This is a genomic window from Thalassotalea euphylliae (assembly GCF_003390395.1).
GTDB classification, from domain to species: domain Bacteria; phylum Pseudomonadota; class Gammaproteobacteria; order Enterobacterales; family Alteromonadaceae; genus Thalassotalea_F; species Thalassotalea_F euphylliae_C.
Genome location: NZ_QUOV01000001.1, coordinates 3,901,999 through 3,920,359 on the forward strand (window position 1 = coordinate 3,901,999; position 18,361 = coordinate 3,920,359).

The following is an 18,361-nucleotide window of genomic DNA, read 5'->3' on the forward strand; positions in this document are numbered from 1 at the left end:
TCGCCATGGGGTGAAAAAAACACAAGGGCGTTCAACCATTGGCTAAACACTACCTATCAAGCAAGCTATGACTGAGTAGCCACTGGAAAATGTCTTCGTCATACGGTTCATAGCGCGGATCATAAGTCGCTTCTTGGCTCCCCCCGACAAGCGCTGACAAATCGTAAACGGCATGGTGAATATGGTGTCTCGCCTGAAGAATTAGCGATAGCTTGGGAATAACCCTAGGCTGACATAAATCGACAATCGCATTGTAAGCGCGAATAGAGCGAACAAACGGCGTGATTTGATCACCCGTGCCGTGGAACAGCCACACAGGAACCTGTTCAATATTACAGAAGTCATCAGGTAAGTCTTCAATCTCGGTGGCTAAGCCAGATGCAATAGGCGCAATAGCGGCAATTTTTTCAGGAAAATCGACCGCGTAAGCCGAACTTAAATAACCACCGCTACTCCAACCCGTTAAATACACGCGATTAACGTCAATATCGTAGGTGTGGATCGCATAATCGACAAAAGCATCAAGGCGGTCTTTAAAGCCTACGCCTGGAATAGTGCCCAAATGCGGTGCCACAACAACGAATGGTAAGTCATTGTTCCACTCTCGATCATCAATAAGTCGAGGCACACCATAGTTTTCCAAAACAGCATCAAGTGACGTAACCGGATCTGTATCTGTCGTAAATTCCAAATTGCCACCACTGCCATGTAGATAAATTAATAGCGGCGGCTTTTGCTGAACTTGTTCACCATAGTTTGTCGGTAAATGTTCAAAATAACCGAAATTTGCAGCCGTTGTGCCAAGTGGTCTGCGTGTTAAGTGCTGAGCGTTGTTGTCAATTACGCGAATAACGCGTGCCTGCTCAATAGCCGCTTGTCCATCACTGTCAGTGACAGCATAACGCACTAGATAATCACCAACACGACTGGTATCAACATCACCGGTAATGATGATTTGCTCAGAAATGTCACCATCTTGCTCATCTGCTGCCAGTGCACCTTCTTCAAGATAAAATTCGCCCACTGAAAAAACTTGAGTGCGTTCACCAAGTAATGAAATAACAGGGCGATCGGGGTTGTCGCTAAAATCAGGAAGGGGGGCATCCCACCACACCTCGACAGGTGGTGGTATCTCGACTAGGCAATCATCAATATTGCGCTCACAGGGGCGCACTTGCGAGCCGCCGCAGCTGCTCAACAGCAAGGTTACTATCAGCACAGTTATTGCGCCTAATAACCTTTTTAATGAAGCTTGCTCTGGCAAACTTGTTTTGGTTAATACCATCATTTTTACAACCTTGTTATTTTTGTTTGAGGCTAGTAAAAAATAGCAGTCGCGCTGATTTAGCGACAGGATAGGTTGACTAGCGGCTTGTTTATAGTGATTAACGGCAGTGTCGTTGTATGCCAACTCACCACTCTAAAGCGGTTGTTGGAATCTTTCTATTGAACAACAAACAACATACAATCAAGGCTGCAATCACATCAGAATTAAACCAGCCGAATAAAAACTGAGCCGTATCATGCTGTTGTCATTAAAAAAAGCCACCCTTATCAAACGCTACAAGCGCTTTCTTGCCGATGTAACCTTGGCTGATGGCAGCGAAACCACGCTTCACGTTGCCAACACAGGAGCCATGACAGGCTGTGCAGAGCCAGGTGACAGTGTTTGGTACAGTACCTCTGACAACCCAAAACGCAAATATCCCTTGAGTTGGGAGCTAACCGAAACTCAGCACGCTGGCGACTTTATTTGTGTTAATACCGCCCGCGCCAATCAATTGGCAGAGCAAGCCATTAACGCTGGGTTAATTCCAGAGCTTGCGGGCTATCAAACGCTCCAAAGAGAAGTAAAATACGGTGAAGAAAACAGCAAAATTGATATTCTGCTGTCACAAGGGCAACAAGCTGATGCCTACGTTGAAGTGAAAAGTGTCACCCTATTAGATGCCCAAGCTTATACACATTCAGAAAAGCAAGGACATGGCTATTTCCCAGATGCGGTAACAACACGTGGGCAAAAGCATTTACGCGAGCTGATGCATATTGCCGCACAAGGACAACGCGCTGTACTACTTTTTGCGGTATTACATTCCGGTATCACCAGTTTCGCGGCCGCTGCCCATATTGACCCAACGTATGCTCAACTACTCAATGAAGCCATCGCTGCTGGGGTTGAAGTTCTAGTCTATAAAGCCGAAATGTCACCTGAGGGTATGGTATTAAATCAAGCGCTGACGTTACGCACTAGCTAATACAAACTATAAATTTGCGCAATCAAGCAATTTGCTGGCGAGCATCGGTCAACTCATGATTTAAATTAGCATCCCAAGTTAAACTCACCTCTATCGCGTCCTGATAATACGCATAAACTTGCTCATCAATAGTCGTTTTTTCACTACTTTGATAGCTTTCTGATGGTGCTTTCGCATGACGTTGAAAACTTGCAGCTTGTGCTAACTCTAGCTCATTGCTCGTTAATCCTAATTGCAGTGTGTTATTAACTTGCAACAAGGTTTCGTGTGGCGTATTCACAAACTCCTGATAATCCAGTGTTTGCCACTGTTTACTTGGTAATAACTGTTGCGCTCGAGAAAACAGTAAATGTTGCAAGCGATATACCAGTAAACAAGATTTTGCCACTTGCCATAATATATCTTGGCCACTATTGTCGATCTTAACGGCCAGTGATTGATATTCCGGCAATACCCTTAACAAATGAGCACGTAAACGGTAAATAAAAGCGATTCTCTCTTTGCCACCGCGAAAAATCGCCACTAAGTATGCTTGCTTGGGCATAGACATAAATACAGCCCGACTGCCAGGTATCAGTGCCGCTAGGTCAGGCAGCAAAGAATTTGCCCAATTTGATGGTTTGATGACTACCTGCTGTTCTGCTGTAAAGCGCTTGGCTAATTGCTGCAAGGTAAAGGTGATATAACGCTGCCAACTTGCAGTTTGTCGATAAAGTAGATGGTTAGTCGCTTTAAGCTCAGCTAAATCGATAAGTACTTGCGGCTCTTTATAACACAGCACTTTCGCCTGATGATATGCCAAAGTTTTCGCCATTAGTGTTGAGCCACAAAAACCAATATGAAAAATAAATCTGGCGAAAGGTGTTTCGTTAGCAGTGAATGATGACACGATTTGCGCCGCAGGAACTTGATAACAAGTCTTATCAACAGAGAAGTCCTCTCTCCCGTCTATAAAGGATGCCGCATTTAACTTCGGTTGTGAGGTTTTAATATAGGTAAACAAAGCTGTGGCTGGCTCAAAGCGATGCAGTAAATAATTAGCCTGATTTAAAGGCCTATCTTCGTCGACCAATATTGGTTGAGTGAGGTTGTCTCGCTGAACTTGAGTTGCGGATTGAGCAGAACTACTAGGCTGCACAGCCTTCTTTGAAACTCGATTGCTTGAGCAAGTGTTGCTTGACGTATCATTACCTGAGAAATCGATATTTGAACTATCACTATTTATTATTGTCATTTTCCATAATGCTGATTAATTAAACCTCAGCTATTAAAGAAGATGTGATATGTAAAAATAATGACAAGATGTAAATGACTGTGTCAATTATCTATTTATAAACAAACGCTTACATTCTTTAATAAACAGCAACATTTGTTCTGTGATGTTCATTACCTTTTGTATTCACTTGTTTTTCTCTTCGCCCTTTCGCATTAATGGCGTATAGAAAGTTAACTGCTGCCATCAACATCTGCGAGCTATGCCCTTTGGGAATATGTCTTACAGCCCCTTGATCCAGATCCCATCCTATGGGAACCAAGTACACAAAAAGATTGACTAAACCTAGTAAATATTGCTAAAAGAGCTTGCTTGTTGAGAAATGGACAGCAACTAAGTGTAACTTAATGGATTAACTTATTGAATTTATTGCTTTACCTTATTTATTCGTAACTTTCTCTTGAAAACCATAGCTCGAAGCACAATATAGCCTTGATAGTAAAATGGTGACTAGGTCGTAAGACCTGATTTTGGCAATTGAAGTCAGATGGCTTAGCAAGTGAGTAACATTACTCCCCATACTGGACTAGTAGCATTAGGAGATTCAGCATGCCAGACAAACAAAAAGCATTAGGCATTCTCGCGTTAGCTGGCGTAGCGCCATACCAGGAAAAAGCTGGTGAAGAGTACATGAACGCTGACCAGCTAGAGCATTTTAAAAAGATTTTAGAAGCTTGGCGTAACCAATTGCGTGAAGAAGTTGATCGCACAGTAACTCACATGCAAGACGAAGCAGCGAACTTCCCTGATCCAGTTGACCGTGCAGCGCAAGAAGAAGAGTTCAGCTTAGAATTACGTACCCGTGACCGCGAGCGTAAACTGATCAAGAAAATTGAGAAAACTCTACAGCTAATCGAAGAAGACGATTTTGGTTTCTGTAATTCATGTGGCATTGAAATTGGTATTCGCCGCTTAGAAGCGCGCCCTACTGCCGATTTATGCATTGAATGTAAAACGCTAGCAGAAATCAAAGAACGCCAAATGGCGGGCTAACGCGCTAAGCAACCTACCAAAAATCGATGGCGTTTTCGCTAATACAGCGGCCGAGTACCCAATATCGCGGCCGCTTTGCTCCCTCTCCCTCTGGTTTACTTCATTTTGGTTCTTTATTAACGGCACTGGCTAGCTATTTAGACGCTAAAGCCAATGACGGCCTGTGGCTATTACGCATTGAAGATATTGATCCACCACGTGAACAAGCAGGCGCTGCCGACGAAATACTGCGTACCCTTGAAGACTATGGCCTGCATTGGGATGAACAAGTACGTTACCAAAGCCAGCAATCCGCCCTTTATGAACAAGTATTAAGTGAACTTGCAGCGCATAACCTAACCTATGCCTGTGCCTGTACTCGTGCACAGATAAAGGCTAGCGGTGGTATTTATAGCGGTCACTGCCAACACTTAGACTTGCCTTATCCTGCACACGCCGTTCGCATTCGCAATCAAATTAAAGCAGACAACTACCAAGATTTAATTCAAGGTAAGGTGCAATGTGACCCTGCACTTGCTGGAGAAGACTTTATTATCAAGCGCAAAGACGGCCTGTACGCCTACCAATTGGCAGTGGTCAGTGACGATATAGATCAGGGCGTCACCCATATTGTGCGCGGCTGTGACTTGCTTGAGCCAACCGCACGACAGCTTACGCTTTATCAAACCTTTGGTGTTGCTGCACCGCAATATGCGCATGTGCCGCTGATAACTACACATGATGGCTATAAGCTAAGTAAGCAAAATAAGGCGCCAGCAATTGATCGCAAAGCGCCACAAGCCAGTATCATCAGTGCGTTAGACTATTTAGGCCAGCAGCCCCCAGCGCAGCTAAACGATGGTACACCTGAAGAAATACTCGCGTGGGCAGTCGAACACTGGCAATTAACGAATGTGCCTAAACAAGCGAGCATCGCATTGCCTGCATAGCATTCATTGTATTAGAACTTTTATTCTAATTGCCGATAGTTTTCATTCTCTTTTGTTGGTGGCTAGGTTAAAATTGCGCCGTTTTGAGACTTGCGTCTTAGACGTTCTTTGTATTCCGAGGTTGTTATTATTAAACGCGTTATCAATTTGTGTAAAAAAGTACTGAGTCGAGACAAAGCTAAGCAAGAAAGTGCTAGCACGGCTGATCAGTCATTTCCTATTGTCATTGCTCGTGACCAGCACACTGTGTCACGTAAATTTATTAGCGATAATGCGCTAAAGGTACTTTATCGCCTGAAAAAGGGTGGCTATGACGCCTACCTTGTCGGCGGTGGTGTGCGTGACATGTTGCTCGGCATCGAGCCCAAAGATTTTGATATCGCTACGAACGCAACGCCAGAACAAATTAAGGCGTTATTTCGCAATTGTCGCTTAATTGGTAGACGCTTTCGCTTAGCTCATATTGTTTTTGGCCGCGATATTATCGAAGTTGCCACTTTCCGTGGTCACCACGACAGCGCGAGTGACAAGCAAAAAGAGTGTAAGAAAACCTCCAAGCAAAGTGCTGATGGTATGCTTCTTCGCGACAATATTTACGGCTCGATTGATGAAGATGCCGAGCGTCGCGACTTTACCATCAATGCCCTGTACTACAGCGTAGAAAACTTCAACATTTACGATTTTGCCGGTGGTGTTGCCGATATTGAACAACGTTTAATTCGTTTAATTGGCGACCCTGAAACACGCTACCGCGAAGACCCTGTGCGAATGCTGCGCGCAGTGCGTTTTGCCACTAAATTAGATATGGAAATTGGCGAAGAAACGGCTCAGCCCATTAAGCCTCTGGCTAATTTACTGCTTAACATCCCGCCAGCACGTATGTTTGAAGAGTTCCTAAAGCTATTTGTTTCAGGCAAAGCATTAGCAAATTTTCACATGCTCAGAGACTACGGGCTATTTGAATACCTATTCCCAATTGTTGAACAAAACTTAATAGCTGAACAAGCGCAAGCTGAAGATCATATGTCGCGCTTTATTCAACTAGCGATGAGCAACACAGATCAGCGCATTAATACCAACCAAAGAGTAACGCCAGCATTTTTACTCGCTGCCTTCTTATGGTACCCATTGTCTCGTCAAGTCACACAATTGAGGCAAACAACGCAATTAACGCCGCAAGACGCATTTTTCGCCGCGCTACATGAAGTGATGTCAGAGCAGCAACGCAGTATTGCCGTGCCGAAACGCTTCCAAGCACCAATGAAAGACATTTGGATACTGCAAGACAAGCTTGCTCGTCGCGAAGGCAAGCGCGCTTACAAAGCGTTTGAGCACCCTAAATTTAGAGCCGGTTATGACTTCTTGCTATTGCGTGGTGAAATTGAAGGCGGTGAAACAGCCCAGCTCGCCAAATGGTGGACCGATTTCCAAGAAGCGTCACCAGAATCACAGCAAATGATGATTAAGTCGGTTGCTGGCAGCCGCCCGGCACGCCGTTCCGTGCGAAAACGCCGTAAGCCGCGTAAAGCAAGTACTGGCAAGGCTGAATAGGCATGGCAATCGCGTATATTGGTTTAGGTAGTAACCTTGCAGAGCCCGCAAAGCAAATTCAACAAGCGGTTGATGCGATAAGCACAATAGAGCGCTCGCGTATTGCTGCACTTTCAAGCCTATTCTTTAGTCGCCCTATGGGACCTCAAGACCAGCCAGATTATATGAACGCAGTGCTGGCACTTGATACAGAGCTGACGCCAATTGAATTATTAGATGCGCTGCAGGCGATAGAAAAGCAAGCCGGTCGTGTGCGTAAAGACGATCGCTGGGGTCCGCGTATTCTCGACTTGGATATCATCTTATTCGACCAACAAATTATTGATAATGAGCGCTTAACCATTCCACATTACGGTATGAAAGAGCGCGAATTTGTACTATACCCTTTGGCAGAAATTGCCCCTCAACTTGTGTTACCTGATGGTGATCTCGTTAGTGAATTAAGTAAAGCGATTGCAACTAACGGGTTAAAAATTTATGGTAAGTTGCAACTTAACTAGCTGAGCAAGCTAGTGTTAACCGTTAGCTAAGCTAGTGGTTTGATTGACTAAGGTGTAACGTCACTTACTCGGAAAAAATTATGGCTAAAATTACAACATCTAAGCTATTAAAAATGAAACAAAATGGTGAGAAGATTTCCACCATTACCGCCTACGATGCCAGCTTTGCTAAGCTTTTCGATCAAGCGGGTATCCACGCTATTCTTATTGGTGATTCACTCGGTATGGTATTACAAGGTAACGACGATACCTTGCCCGTAACCGTTGAAGATATGGCTTACCACACACGCTGTGTTAAAGCTGGCGTTGAAAACACGCTGATTATTAGTGACTTGTCATTTATGAGCTATGCCACCAAAGAACAAGCTTTTGAAAACGCTACTAAGTTAATGCAAGCGGGCGCTTCAATTGTCAAAATGGAAGGCGGTAGCTGGTTGGTTGACACCATTAAGGGTTTAGTAGAGCGCGGTATTCCAGTATGTGGTCACTTAGGCCTTACACCCCAGTCAGTGAATGTATTTGGTGGCTTCAAAGTACAAGGGCGCGAACAAGCGCAAGCACAAGCTATGATTGAAGAAGCTAAAGCATTGGAAGCCGCAGGCATTCAAGTACTGGTACTAGAGTGCATTCCAGAAAGCCTCGGCAAGGCGATTAGTGAAGCGGTTAGTGTTCCAACCATAGGCATTGGCGCAGGTCGCCATACTGATGGCCAAATCTTAGTAATGCACGACGCATTAGGTATTTCGTGCAGCTACATGCCAAAATTCTCGCGCAACTTCCTCAAAGATACTGGCGATATTAAGCAAGCTATCGAACTTTATATCGATGAAGTGGCAAATGGTAACTTCCCTGGCGAAGACCACATTTTTAGCTAGGTAAGGACAGAATTTCGATGCAAGTTGTTAGTGATATTCAGTCGTTACGAACGCAAATAAAAGCGTGGCAACAACAAGGTTTAACCATTGGTTTTGTGCCGACCATGGGTAATTTACACCAAGGCCACTTAGCCTTAGTCAAAGCAGCCAAGCAACGCGCCGACAAAGTAGTGGCGAGTATTTTTGTCAACCCAATGCAATTTGGTGCGGGGGAAGATATCGATAATTACCCGCGTACAATGAAAGCCGATCAAGAAAAACTAACGGCAGAAGGCACAGATCTGCTCTTTACACCAACACCTGATATTGTCTATCCGAAAGGATTAGACAAACAAAGCTATGTTGAAGTATTACAAGTGTCTGACGGTTACTGCGGCGAAAGTCGCCCTGGCCATTTTCGCGGCGTAGCAACGGTTGTTTGTAAACTCTTTAACTTAGTACAACCTGACATTGCATGCTTTGGCTTAAAAGACTACCAGCAAGTACAAGTGATTCAGACCATGGTTGAAGACTTGAACATGCCGATTGACATAGTGCCTGTTGCAACCAAACGCGAAGACAGTGGGCTCGCCATGAGCTCACGCAACGGCTATCTAACGGCAGAAGAAAAAGCTAATGCGCCTGCGCTTTACCAAAACATGCAGTGGCTTGCCGAGCAAATTCAAAATAACGACGACTTTATTGGCCTAGCCAAACAAGCCGAAGCGAAAATCAATGCCGCTGGCATGCAGGTTGACTACCTCAATATTGTTCACGCCCGCACGCTGCAACCTGCCAGCGAAGACGATAACGAGCTGGTTATTTTAGCCGCCGCCTACTGCGGTAAAGCCAGATTGATTGATAATTTGCAGGTCACCATTAGCAAGTGATGTAGCAAGTAATATAACAAATCATATAGCAAGTAATGAATCATCAAACCTTGTTGTTTTGATGCCGACTTGTTGCCTGATAACCACAAATTATTAAATTATCACCAAAGCGTTAGTGTTCGTATAAACGAAACTAACGCTTTTCTTCTTTCACTCGGTAAAGTTGAAAGCTCCCATCGATCCACGAATGGGTTTTGGCAGTGTGAAAGGCATATCCATTTAATGCATTTTCATACATTGGCACCAGCAATAAATGATTGGCAAAGCTAGGGTGCGATGTTTGGATACGATAGGCGCCATTTTCTTTCACCAACTGCTGTGGTTCAAAGCTGGTTTCATTGGTGATACCCATGCCCAAAAAGAATTTGGTAAGCGTGCTTGGCTGATCCGGATAAACAGCTAAGCTCAGCAATTCAACTTTATCGTCTTTCCTAATAGTGCCGACCCATAACCCATAGATGCCCTGCTCAGGTAGCGCTAACAGTTTGTCGATGGTTTCTCGATATTTACTCCAATATTCACGAATAGTTGAGCGATTTTTCTGATAACTTAGTTGATATGCTTGGGAAACCATAGGCTCTCCCGCTCGGCTCTTAGTTTGTTCGAACACCATAACGTTCGACGAATCCTCGTATTCTGGCGCCAAGCTGAGGTAATCAATATAGTCCGTACCTTCAGTATCAAACGTGATAAGGCATCGCAGTTGATCGCAGTGTATATTTTGCTCACTAAAATCCCGTTGTTTTCCATGCTGAAAAGCACTTGGAATGTTCATTTTGAAGATCTTGTGATTGCCGTTCTCGTTTAACTGCAGCAAGACAAATTCATGCTCGCTAATGCCTTCATATAACCCAGGCTTTAGCGACACTTCTTTTGCCATCACATAACCTATCGATACGGCCTGAAGTAAAAGTGATAACAAAATTGCTATTTTTCTCAATGAAAACTCCTTTAATGAATTGAGCAACCTAAGTTCAAACACCTTACGCTAACTAATTCACAATGAAAAATAAACATTCGCATTTCTCTAATCATGTAATTAACGACAATAAGTTATCGTTTTTCGATAACTTATTATTGAAAAATAAATTTTTAATGTCTACATTATCACCAAAAGGAGGTTTCTATGATTGCATTTCAAAAACTTTGCCAGCTAAATCAAGGCAAGATAATGGGCTTTACTATTTTTATGGGCATTATGACCCTAATGAGCTTGGTTGGCGGCATTGCCATTATCAGTAAAAAAGGAGTCGCAGAGTTTGCTAGTGATCCTGTTTTCTTTAATCTTATGATCACCGTTCCCACTTCTTTTATTTTCCTCTTGTTAGTGCACAAAATCTTCAACTTATACATTCAAGGAGAATTTTTTACCGCCAACGTACTTAACGTATTTAAAACCATCGCTAAGCTAGCCATCTCATATGGGCTTATTATCAAGCCTGGCATTGTGGTCGCAACAGAATACTTAGCACTCGCCAATCAAGGTGAAGATTTTAGCTTTACTACGCTATACCTTGGCTCTGCGGAATTTGTGGTCGCCGTTATTGGTTATTGCCTGCACCTTGCCGCTGCCGTAACCAAAATTTCACGAGAGTTAGAAGAAGAGCAGGAGTTAACCATTTAATTATGCCTGTTATTGTCAATTTAGACGTAGTGCTTGCGCAGCGGAAAATGAAGCTAAATGACCTAGCGGCGGCGATTGGCATTACCCCGCAAAATTTGAGCGTGCTAAAAGCAGGGCGCGCCAAAGCAATCCGTTTTAGTACGCTAGAAGCCATATGTCAGCACTTAAACTGCCAACCGGGCGATATTCTTGCTTTTGAAGAAGACTCTAGCTCACCCAACCATGTGGAAAAGGAAGTCTAATGTTACGCTTTGATTTTACCTACCAAGAACACCAAATTCGTTATACCGTTGATTTTATGGGCCGTGAAAAAGTTTATTTAAACGAGGAACTGATTGCAAAGCCAACACAGTGGTTTAAGTCCGTTAACTCAGTAACCATTAACATTAATAACGAAACGCTGAAATTGCATCGCACTATTTCATCGTGGAGCAGTGGTGAATATCAAATTACGCTGACCAACACTAAGCGAATTATCGAAAAACAAAGTCAATTTTTCTTCGATAAGCGATTGGGGGATCATGATGAAAAACTTATTTTCAAAGGTCACGAAAGCCAATGGGTAGAAGAAATTAAACCACCGCAGCGCACGCTAAAACTCGCGTTCTTATTTTATATGCTCAGTGTATTGTACTCATTAACCGAAGGGCTCTTTGAGCAGAACTGGGCTTTACCTCTCATATTAGTTGCAGGAGGGATAATTCTTGGCTATTCAGTCTTTGATTTTATCCGATGCGCGATCAGCGCTTTATTTTCAGCAGGTAAAGGCCATGAAAATATAGAAGCTATCAAAGCGCAAAATTAAGCTAAGTATTTATGTTACTAAAAAGCCGCGTATAAACGCGGCTTTTTGATATCAATGAGGTATTTACACTAATTGAATTAATCTAATTCGAGTTGCCAATTTTTGCCAATAGTTCTGGTAAAAATTTAATACTACTTTGTGCAACTTCTACTTGCTCAGTAAGCACATCATGCAATATTTCTTCCGTCGTCAACGGGTTTGCCAGTACTACACGGAATACTAGCACTTTCTCACCACCGTATTTTTGCACTTCAATACGCGTACGAGAAACAAACGACTTACCCGCTTCACGTTGTGTTTTTTGAATATGCTTGGTGAGTTTATCAATGACTTTATTTAGTGCTTGATTGGTTTCAACATCAGCGCCCGCCATAAACGCTTGCACTTGAGATGGTACATAACGATAAGTAAGCAAACACAGCTCAGGCTCTGTCACCAATTCAAATTCACTGTGTTCACGAATGATCTTGGCAAAGTATTTCGCTTTTTCGATCGCTTGATTGATGAGTAGCTCGTAACCTGGACGGCTAATAATATGCAAGCTGGCATAAACTAACATTGCCATACCCGGGCGTGAACCTTCTAGCGTGTGACTACCTAAGTCTTTTGAGCCTTTACGCAAAATATATTCAGCATGATGTTCAATGGCCGCGACCGATGATGGGTTTTTAAAGACCACTAAGCCAGCGCCCATTGGCACATACATTTGCTTATGAGCATCAATTGTCACGGAATCCGCTTGCTCTATACCCGCAAGTAAATCACGGTATTTGTTCGACAGCAGAGTTGCTCCGCCCCAAGCCGCGTCGACGTGGAAGTGACACTTAAATTGCTGCGCAATTGCGGCCATATCGGCGAGTGGGTCAATATTGCCGGTTTCCGTAGTACCCGCAACACCCACAATGCTTAGCACACGAATATTTTTGTCAGTTAGCTCCTGACATTTCGCCGCCAATTGCTGGCAGTCAATGCGATTGTATTCATCGGTTGGAATAGCGATCACGCTATCTTGGCCCAAGCCCAGTACATCTGCAGACTTCTTCAACGAGTAGTGACCGCGATCAGATACTAAGATTGCTAAACCATCGTAACCATAGTGCTTAAGTGCATTAAATAAGCCTTCACGGGCAACGCCTTTAAAGTCGCCGTCAGCTTTTAGCATGTTATTGCGGGCAACCCACAAGGCCGTCAGGTTTGCTACTGTACCACCAGAGCAAAACGCGCCGAGTGAGTGATTGGCGCTGTGCATCCACGACTGATAAAAGTCATCAGAATCGCGATACACTAGGCGATGCATCATGCCTAAAACTTGGCGCTCTAATGGCGTGAAAGCCTTAGAGGTTTCAATTTTTACCAAGTTTTGGTTCAAGCCCACCATCAGCTTTGATAATGGCAACAAGAAATGCGGTAAAGCTGAGGTCATATGACCAATAAAGCTTGGGCTTGAAGTATGAACCGAGCGCGACACTAGCTTATCAAGCAAGTGATGGGTGTGATCAGATACAAAGGCCGGCTGCTCTGGAATACTCGCGCCAGCAAAGTCCTTTTCAATCTCGGTGAGTGCTTGCTCCGTAGCAACGATATGATTACCTAAAAAGCCCGCCAGATTTTCTGAGATCTCTTTCTCTATTCGACCTAAAGTCGAGTCTGGGGCTTCAGGAATTGTAAAGATACGGTGCATCGACTCTAATGATACTTCCGCCGCGCGTTTACCTGCCGTCATACATTACCGTTAAATAAAGCTTTTCTATGTTCAAAACGAATGCGGCAGTTTAATCAAAATCGTCGAAAATGTCTCGTTTCTTTGTGTTATTGCCACCATAGCGCTGAGCTACGGGGGTGTTACGAAGGTGCTACCCGATATAGATCAGGCAGGCTTGAGAAAGGCTAATTAAAACAAATGCTTTAGTAAGTACATCTTTTTTGATGGTGTTAGACATTGAGTTCTCCTTGCATTGAACAAGGAGTACATCAATATTTACGCCAATTCTATAACTCTATGGTTATATTGGTTTTTTGTTAAAGAAGCTAAAATACAAATAAACAGTGTTAGTATTTTTTACAAATAAAAGTAGTGAAAATCACTAGCTTATGGTTAATTGCCAACATTGCTGGCCACTGTTAATAAACTTAGCTTCAAATGGTGTAATTGGCGTATCACCTTGTGCTAATTTGATCTCGGTGATCTGCCCTTCTCGGCCAGCCAGCTTAGCGGCGATTAGAAACTCTTCCAAATACAGGCGCCAGTTACTGCGTAGCTCAATGGTTTCGCCAATTTGAATAATGCTAGGGAAGACTGCTGCACCATGCCAGCGACGCTGAATATGTTTCGCTTTAGGCCAAGGGTTTGGGTACAAAATATTATGCTTGGCGATCGGCCAGTTTGCTTTTGCCACTAAACGGTAAAAGTCATTCAGGTCGGCGCGAATAATCTCAAAGTTTGTCACGCCTGCTAAATCTACCGGAAAGTGCTCTTCGACATTGCGGTTAACGCGATGTGCCGACTTATCCACGCCAATCACTAGCGCCTTTGGATTTTGCTTGGCAAGTAAACGGGTACTTTGCCCAACGCCGCAACAGGCATCAAGAATAACGTCGCGACCCCATGCTTTGACTTTCGCATCAAGCGCTTCAAAAGCGGTTAGCGTGTGCTGCTGGAAAGGTTTCTCAAAACTGTGTGATAAGTGCTTTTGCACTATCTGCTCTAGCTTTTCATGCACGCCATCTTGATTAGTAACAATCGCTTTTGAGTCACCACTAAGCGCGTCAATTTGTGTTTCTTGCTCAGACATAATTTGCTCAGACATTAGCTTCTTAGGCCAATGCCTTTGCGAATCAAGTACATCGCCGTTGACCATAAACCAACGATGAAAACACCCAGCACAGCAAAAGCAACGCTTAGGTCAATATCACTAATGCCTAAAAAGCCATAGCGGAACGCGTTAACCATATAAACAATAGGATTGAGTTGCGAAACACCTTGCCAGAATTCAGGCAACAAGCTGATCGAGTAAAATACACCACCTAAGTAGGTTAACGGTGTTAACACAAAGGTCGGAATAATCGAAATATCATCAAAGCTGCCGGCAAATACTGCATTGATCAAACCACCAAGGGCAAATACCGCAGAAGTTAACGCTACAGTGATAATGATCACGGCAAAGTTATGAATTTGAATATTGGTAAAAAACATAGCAATACAAGTGACAATAGCGCCCACTAAAATACCACGCGTCATACCGCCGCCAACATAGCCAGCAACAATCACCCAATTAGGCACTGGTGCCACCAACATTTCTTCGACATTTCGCTGCCACTTGGCACTAAAAAACGACGAGGCCACATTTGAGTAGGAGTTAGTAATGACACTCATCATGATCAGACCCGGCACGATAAACGACATATAATCAAAGCCGCCCATTTCACCAATACGCGAGCCGATCAGTGAGCCGAAAATGACGAAATATAGGCTAATCGTGATCGCAGGTGGTACTAAAGTTTGTACCCAAATTCGCATAAAGCGATGCACTTCTTTGTGCATAATACTTTTTAATGCAATAAAGTTTGTACTTGAGCTCATCTGTTACTCCTTATGCCTTTGTCTCGGCCTATGCATCGCTTTGTGAATCGTTGGTGGCAACGAGTCGCACAAAAAGCTCTTCTAATCGGTTTGACTTATTACGCATACTTAATACCTGTACGCCCTGCTCGGATAGCTGAGCAAATACGCCGTTTAGCCCTTGTGTTTTTTTAACATCCACTTCAAGTGTATGGTCATCAATAACACGGTAGGTAAAATCTTCAAGGCTTGGTGTTACGCTATTAGCAGGCAAATCTAAGACAAAGGTTTCAATATCTAAGGTTGCTAGTAGCTGCTTCATACTAGTGTTTTCAACAATCTGACCACTATCGATAATAGCGATATTACGACACAGCATTTCAGCTTCTTCTAGGTAGTGAGTGGTTAGAATGATGGTAATACCTTGCGCGTTCAGCTCACGCAGAAACTCCCACATTGAACGGCGTAGCTCAATATCCACACCCGCTGTAGGCTCGTCCAGAATAAGTACTTTTGGCTCATGCATTAGGGCACGGGCGATCATTAAACGGCGCTTCATACCACCCGAGAGCATACGGGCAGCGTTATCGCGCTTTTCCCATAAATCCAATTGCTTTAGGTACTTTTCCGCACGCTCAACTGCCACACTGCGCTCAACCCCATAGTAACCCGCTTGGTTGACCAGAATACGCATTAACGATTCAAACTGATTAAAGTTAAATTCCTGCGGGACTAAACCGATAAAGCTTTTCGCTTTTTCTAACTCTTTATCAATATCGCGGCCAAACACTTTAACGGTGCCAGAGGTTTTATTCACTAACGACGTGATCACGCCAATGGATGTCGATTTACCCGCACCATTAGGGCCAAGCAAGGCAAAAAAGTCGCCCTGTTCAACCGACAAGCTAATACCTTTTAAGGCGTGAAAGTCGCCTTTATATATTTTTTGTAAATCTTTGATTTCTAATGCGGGGGTCATGAACGCAACCTTAACTTTATGGAGTTAGTAATTATGAGGTCAATGCTGTGCTTTTCAACTCAGCTAATGCCGAAATTAATGTGAATATTACTACGAAACTAATACGCGGACTGATGCAAAAATTGGCGCTAAAAAAAGCTCGCCGAAGCGAGCTTTTATTGCGTTTGTTCAGCGGTAAACTTAGATTACTTACCAGCGCGAGAGACGTATTCGCCGCTACGGGTATCACACTTAACTACTTCGCCAATTTGTACGAATAAAGGTACGCGTACAACAGCGCCTGTGCTTAGTGTGGCAGGCTTACCGCCAGTGCCGGCTGTGTCACCTTTTAGGCCCGGGTCCGTTTCAGTCACTTCTAACTCAACGAAGTTAGGCGGCGCAACTGAAATAGGGTTGCCATTCCAGAAAGTGATCGTACAAATGTCACCTTCTACTAACCATTTCGCATTGTCGCCAATCGCTTTTTCGTCAGCAGCAACTTGCTCAAAAGTTTCGTTATTCATAAAATGCCAGAATTCGCCGTCGGCATACAAATAACCAAGATCTGAATCCATTACATCAGCACCTTCAACAGATTCACCTGACTTGAAGGTTTTCTCTAGTACTTTACCAGAGATTAATTTACGGATTTTAACGCGGTTGAATGCTTGGCCTTTACCTGGTTTAACGATTTCGTTTTCAAGAATGTTACAAGGCTCGCCGTCGATCATTAATTTCAGACCAGCTTTAAATTGGTTTGTACTAAAAGAAGCCATAAATACTCGCTTAACTTTCGAGAGATTAGATTAACAAATGCCGCAGATAATAACTCAAATTCAACCAGAATTGCACACTTCTTGGCAAAAAGAGTTGGCTGATGTCGTAACCGATCCCCGTGAGCTACTTGAGTTGTTAGCCATAGACCCTGAGCAATATCTTGAACACTTTAACGCCCGTAAGTTATTTCCTGTGCGGGTGCCAAGGCCGTTTATCTCACGAATGCAAAAAGGTGATATTAATGACCCACTGCTAAGGCAGGTCATGCCACTGAGTGATGAATTTACTGAACTTGACGGCTTTGTTAGTGATCCGCTCGGCGAGCACGAAACGGCTGCTGAAGGGTTATTGCATAAATACACACATCGGGTGTTAATGATTGTTAAAAGTGGCTGTGCCGTGAATTGTCGTTACTGCTTTCGTCGCCATTTTCCTTACCAAGATAACAGCCCTAATAAAGCCCGCTGGCAACAAGCCCTAGACTATATTGCCGAGCGCAGTGAAATAAACGAAGTGATTTTTAGCGGTGGTGATCCACTAATGGCTAATGATCAACATTTGCAATGGCTAATTGAACAAATATCGGCAATTCCACATGTTACCAGATTGCGTATACATACTCGCTTACCTGTGGTGATCCCAGCGCGTATCACTGACAGCTTAGTAAACATGCTTGCTAACACGCGCCTAAAAGCCACTATGGTATTTCATATTAATCACCCGAATGAAATCGACCAACGGGTTGAACAAGCCATTGAAAAACTGCGTGCTAAACGCATTCCTTTGTTTAATCAAAACGTTTTACTCAAAGGAGTAAACGATGATGTGCAAACACTGGCTGAGTTAAGTGAGCGCCTGTTTGATTCTGGTATCCAGCCTTACTACCTGTTTTTGTTAGATAAAGTAAAAGGTGCAACGCATTTTGATATTAGTGAAGCGCGTGCTATTCGCATTGTAAATGAATTAATGACCATACTGCCGGGTTACCTAATGCCCAAACTGGTACGGGAAATTGCCGGCGAACCTAACAAAACCCCGATTAATTTGCGATAATAACGCCAACTACTCCCATTACTTCATTTGTTATGTCTGACGCTGTAAACCAACAACTGATTGATAATATTTCGATTATTTTAAAGAAATCTCTGGCTGCTGACGCCACCCTTGCGCAACTGCGCGAAGAGAAAAAAGCTGGCTTTTCAGCAATTTTCACAGCAGATGCAGGCTTTAAGTCATCTGCAAATACCTTCCAACCTTATGTCGAAGAAGTCGCTGACGACCTTTTGCAATGGCAACAATCACAAAATAAAGAGTTACTGGTCGCGCTGGTAAAGAAAATTGAACAACTTTTTACCGTGCTAGCAAACTTCGAACAGTCTTACACATAGTCGTT

Annotated in this window: 20 protein-coding genes; 12 read left to right on the forward strand and 8 right to left on the reverse strand. The window is 43.5% G+C overall.

Translation table 11 applies throughout. The annotated features are described in order from the left end of the window. Positions 1–49: 49 nt before the first annotated feature. Positions 50–1,288 carry an immunoglobulin-like domain-containing protein gene (locus tag DXX92_RS17075; RefSeq protein WP_147301982.1) on the reverse strand — a complete coding sequence of 413 codons (1,239 nt, stop codon included), beginning with the start codon at positions 1,286–1,288 and terminating at the stop codon, positions 50–52. A gap of 235 nt (positions 1,289–1,523) precedes the next feature. Between DXX92_RS17075 and sfsA the strand changes: the two genes are divergently transcribed. Further along, entirely contained in the window at positions 1,524–2,255 is a 732-nt protein-coding gene (gene sfsA, locus DXX92_RS17080) for a DNA/RNA nuclease SfsA (protein WP_116001837.1), read from the forward strand. Positions 2,256–2,277: 22 nt separating this feature from the next. Here sfsA and DXX92_RS17085 read toward each other — a convergent pair whose 3' ends face one another. Beyond that, positions 2,278–3,393, reverse strand: a complete 1,116-nt coding sequence (locus DXX92_RS17085; protein ID WP_147301983.1) for a hypothetical protein — start codon at positions 3,391–3,393, stop codon at positions 2,278–2,280. 684 nt (positions 3,394–4,077) lie between these two features. Here DXX92_RS17085 and dksA point away from each other — a divergent pair. From dksA to panC, 6 genes are all read left to right on the forward strand, one after another. Continuing rightward, on the forward strand, positions 4,078–4,521 hold the full coding sequence (gene dksA / locus DXX92_RS17095; RefSeq protein ID WP_116001843.1) for an RNA polymerase-binding protein DksA: 444 nt from the start codon (positions 4,078–4,080) through the stop codon (positions 4,519–4,521). Positions 4,522–4,547: 26 nt separating this feature from the next. Further along, on the forward strand, positions 4,548–5,450 hold the full coding sequence (gluQRS, locus tag DXX92_RS17100) for a tRNA glutamyl-Q(34) synthetase GluQRS (protein WP_116001845.1): 903 nt from the start codon (positions 4,548–4,550) through the stop codon (positions 5,448–5,450). A 225-nt stretch (positions 5,451–5,675) separates the two neighbouring features. Further along, positions 5,676–7,001, forward strand: a complete 1,326-nt coding sequence (gene pcnB, locus DXX92_RS17105; RefSeq protein ID WP_116002495.1) for a polynucleotide adenylyltransferase PcnB — start codon at positions 5,676–5,678, stop codon at positions 6,999–7,001. A gap of 2 nt (positions 7,002–7,003) precedes the next feature. Next, a complete protein-coding gene (gene folK / locus DXX92_RS17110; RefSeq protein WP_116001847.1) occupies positions 7,004–7,501 on the forward strand; it encodes a 2-amino-4-hydroxy-6-hydroxymethyldihydropteridine diphosphokinase in 498 nt (165 codons plus the stop codon). Positions 7,502–7,581: 80 nt separating this feature from the next. Beyond that, complete coding sequence (gene panB / locus DXX92_RS17115; protein ID WP_116001849.1) at positions 7,582–8,376, forward strand: 3-methyl-2-oxobutanoate hydroxymethyltransferase; 795 nt, start codon at positions 7,582–7,584, stop codon at positions 8,374–8,376. A gap of 17 nt (positions 8,377–8,393) precedes the next feature. Next, positions 8,394–9,245 carry a pantoate--beta-alanine ligase gene (gene panC, locus DXX92_RS17120; RefSeq protein ID WP_116001851.1) on the forward strand — a complete coding sequence of 284 codons (852 nt, stop codon included), beginning with the start codon at positions 8,394–8,396 and terminating at the stop codon, positions 9,243–9,245. A gap of 133 nt (positions 9,246–9,378) precedes the next feature. On the opposite strand, the gene DXX92_RS17125 is transcribed toward panC, so the two are convergent. Then, positions 9,379–10,185, reverse strand: a complete 807-nt coding sequence (locus DXX92_RS17125) for a hypothetical protein (protein WP_147301984.1) — start codon at positions 10,183–10,185, stop codon at positions 9,379–9,381. A 186-nt stretch (positions 10,186–10,371) separates the two neighbouring features. On the opposite strand from DXX92_RS17125, the gene DXX92_RS17130 reads away from it, so the two are divergent. The 3 genes from DXX92_RS17130 to DXX92_RS17140 are packed head-to-tail and all read left to right on the forward strand — an operon-like array spanning position 10,372 to position 11,674. Further along, complete coding sequence (locus DXX92_RS17130; RefSeq protein WP_116001855.1) at positions 10,372–10,869, forward strand: DUF2975 domain-containing protein; 498 nt, start codon at positions 10,372–10,374, stop codon at positions 10,867–10,869. A 2-nt stretch (positions 10,870–10,871) separates the two neighbouring features. Next, entirely contained in the window at positions 10,872–11,111 is a 240-nt protein-coding gene (locus DXX92_RS17135; protein ID WP_116001857.1) for a helix-turn-helix domain-containing protein, read from the forward strand. Next, positions 11,111–11,674, forward strand: a complete 564-nt coding sequence (locus tag DXX92_RS17140) for a hypothetical protein (protein ID WP_116001859.1) — start codon at positions 11,111–11,113, stop codon at positions 11,672–11,674. Before DXX92_RS17135 ends, DXX92_RS17140 begins: the two co-directional genes overlap by 1 nt. 82 nt (positions 11,675–11,756) lie before the next feature. Here DXX92_RS17140 and panP read toward each other — a convergent pair whose 3' ends face one another. The 5 genes from panP to efp form a co-directional block, all read right to left on the reverse strand. Next, the gene (gene panP, locus DXX92_RS17145; RefSeq protein ID WP_116001861.1) at positions 11,757–13,397 is read right to left on the reverse strand and encodes a pyridoxal-dependent aspartate 1-decarboxylase PanP; all 1,641 of its coding nucleotides are present in this window, start codon (positions 13,395–13,397) and stop codon (positions 11,757–11,759) included. A gap of 361 nt (positions 13,398–13,758) precedes the next feature. Further along, positions 13,759–14,481 carry a tRNA (guanine(46)-N(7))-methyltransferase TrmB gene (trmB, locus tag DXX92_RS17150; protein WP_245961517.1) on the reverse strand — a complete coding sequence of 241 codons (723 nt, stop codon included), beginning with the start codon at positions 14,479–14,481 and terminating at the stop codon, positions 13,759–13,761. Next, positions 14,481–15,254, reverse strand: coding sequence for an ABC transporter permease (locus tag DXX92_RS17155; RefSeq protein ID WP_116001863.1), 774 nt, complete (start codon positions 15,252–15,254; stop codon positions 14,481–14,483). The genes trmB and DXX92_RS17155 overlap by 1 nt, the downstream gene beginning before the upstream one ends. 28 nt (positions 15,255–15,282) lie before the next feature. Continuing rightward, a complete protein-coding gene (locus DXX92_RS17160; protein WP_116001864.1) occupies positions 15,283–16,212 on the reverse strand; it encodes an ABC transporter ATP-binding protein in 930 nt (309 codons plus the stop codon). 185 nt (positions 16,213–16,397) lie between these two features. Then, the gene (gene efp, locus DXX92_RS17165; protein WP_116001866.1) at positions 16,398–16,967 is read right to left on the reverse strand and encodes an elongation factor P; all 570 of its coding nucleotides are present in this window, start codon (positions 16,965–16,967) and stop codon (positions 16,398–16,400) included. 37 nt (positions 16,968–17,004) lie between these two features. On the opposite strand from efp, the gene epmB reads away from it, so the two are divergent. Beyond that, entirely contained in the window at positions 17,005–18,021 is a 1,017-nt protein-coding gene (gene epmB / locus DXX92_RS17170) for an EF-P beta-lysylation protein EpmB (protein ID WP_181901779.1), read from the forward strand. A gap of 32 nt (positions 18,022–18,053) precedes the next feature. Then, a complete protein-coding gene (locus tag DXX92_RS17175; protein WP_116001868.1) occupies positions 18,054–18,356 on the forward strand; it encodes a hypothetical protein in 303 nt (100 codons plus the stop codon). Positions 18,357–18,361: the final 5 nt, after the last annotated feature.

Coding starts and splice junctions, on each gene's coding strand:
- DXX92_RS17175 (WP_116001868.1), top strand. CDS start 18,054: ATGTCTGACGCTGTAAACCAACAACTGATTGATAATATTTCGATTATT.
- DXX92_RS17155 (WP_116001863.1), bottom strand. CDS start 15,254: ATGAGCTCAAGTACAAACTTTATTGCATTAAAAAGTATTATGCACAAA.
- trmB (WP_245961517.1), bottom strand. CDS start 14,481: ATGTCTGAGCAAATTATGTCTGAGCAAGAAACACAAATTGACGCGCTT.
- panB (WP_116001849.1), top strand. CDS start 7,582: ATGGCTAAAATTACAACATCTAAGCTATTAAAAATGAAACAAAATGGT.
- epmB (WP_181901779.1), top strand. CDS start 17,005: ATGCCGCAGATAATAACTCAAATTCAACCAGAATTGCACACTTCTTGG.
- efp (WP_116001866.1), bottom strand. CDS start 16,967: ATGGCTTCTTTTAGTACAAACCAATTTAAAGCTGGTCTGAAATTAATG.
- panP (WP_116001861.1), bottom strand. CDS start 13,397: ATGACGGCAGGTAAACGCGCGGCGGAAGTATCATTAGAGTCGATGCAC.
- DXX92_RS17130 (WP_116001855.1), top strand. CDS start 10,372: ATGATTGCATTTCAAAAACTTTGCCAGCTAAATCAAGGCAAGATAATG.
- folK (WP_116001847.1), top strand. CDS start 7,004: ATGGCAATCGCGTATATTGGTTTAGGTAGTAACCTTGCAGAGCCCGCA.
- sfsA (WP_116001837.1), top strand. CDS start 1,524: ATGCTGTTGTCATTAAAAAAAGCCACCCTTATCAAACGCTACAAGCGC.
- DXX92_RS17075 (WP_147301982.1), bottom strand. CDS start 1,288: ATGATGGTATTAACCAAAACAAGTTTGCCAGAGCAAGCTTCATTAAAA.
- gluQRS (WP_116001845.1), top strand. CDS start 4,548: ATGGCGTTTTCGCTAATACAGCGGCCGAGTACCCAATATCGCGGCCGC.
- DXX92_RS17135 (WP_116001857.1), top strand. CDS start 10,872: ATGCCTGTTATTGTCAATTTAGACGTAGTGCTTGCGCAGCGGAAAATG.
- dksA (WP_116001843.1), top strand. CDS start 4,078: ATGCCAGACAAACAAAAAGCATTAGGCATTCTCGCGTTAGCTGGCGTA.
- DXX92_RS17160 (WP_116001864.1), bottom strand. CDS start 16,212: ATGACCCCCGCATTAGAAATCAAAGATTTACAAAAAATATATAAAGGC.
- panC (WP_116001851.1), top strand. CDS start 8,394: ATGCAAGTTGTTAGTGATATTCAGTCGTTACGAACGCAAATAAAAGCG.
- DXX92_RS17140 (WP_116001859.1), top strand. CDS start 11,111: ATGTTACGCTTTGATTTTACCTACCAAGAACACCAAATTCGTTATACC.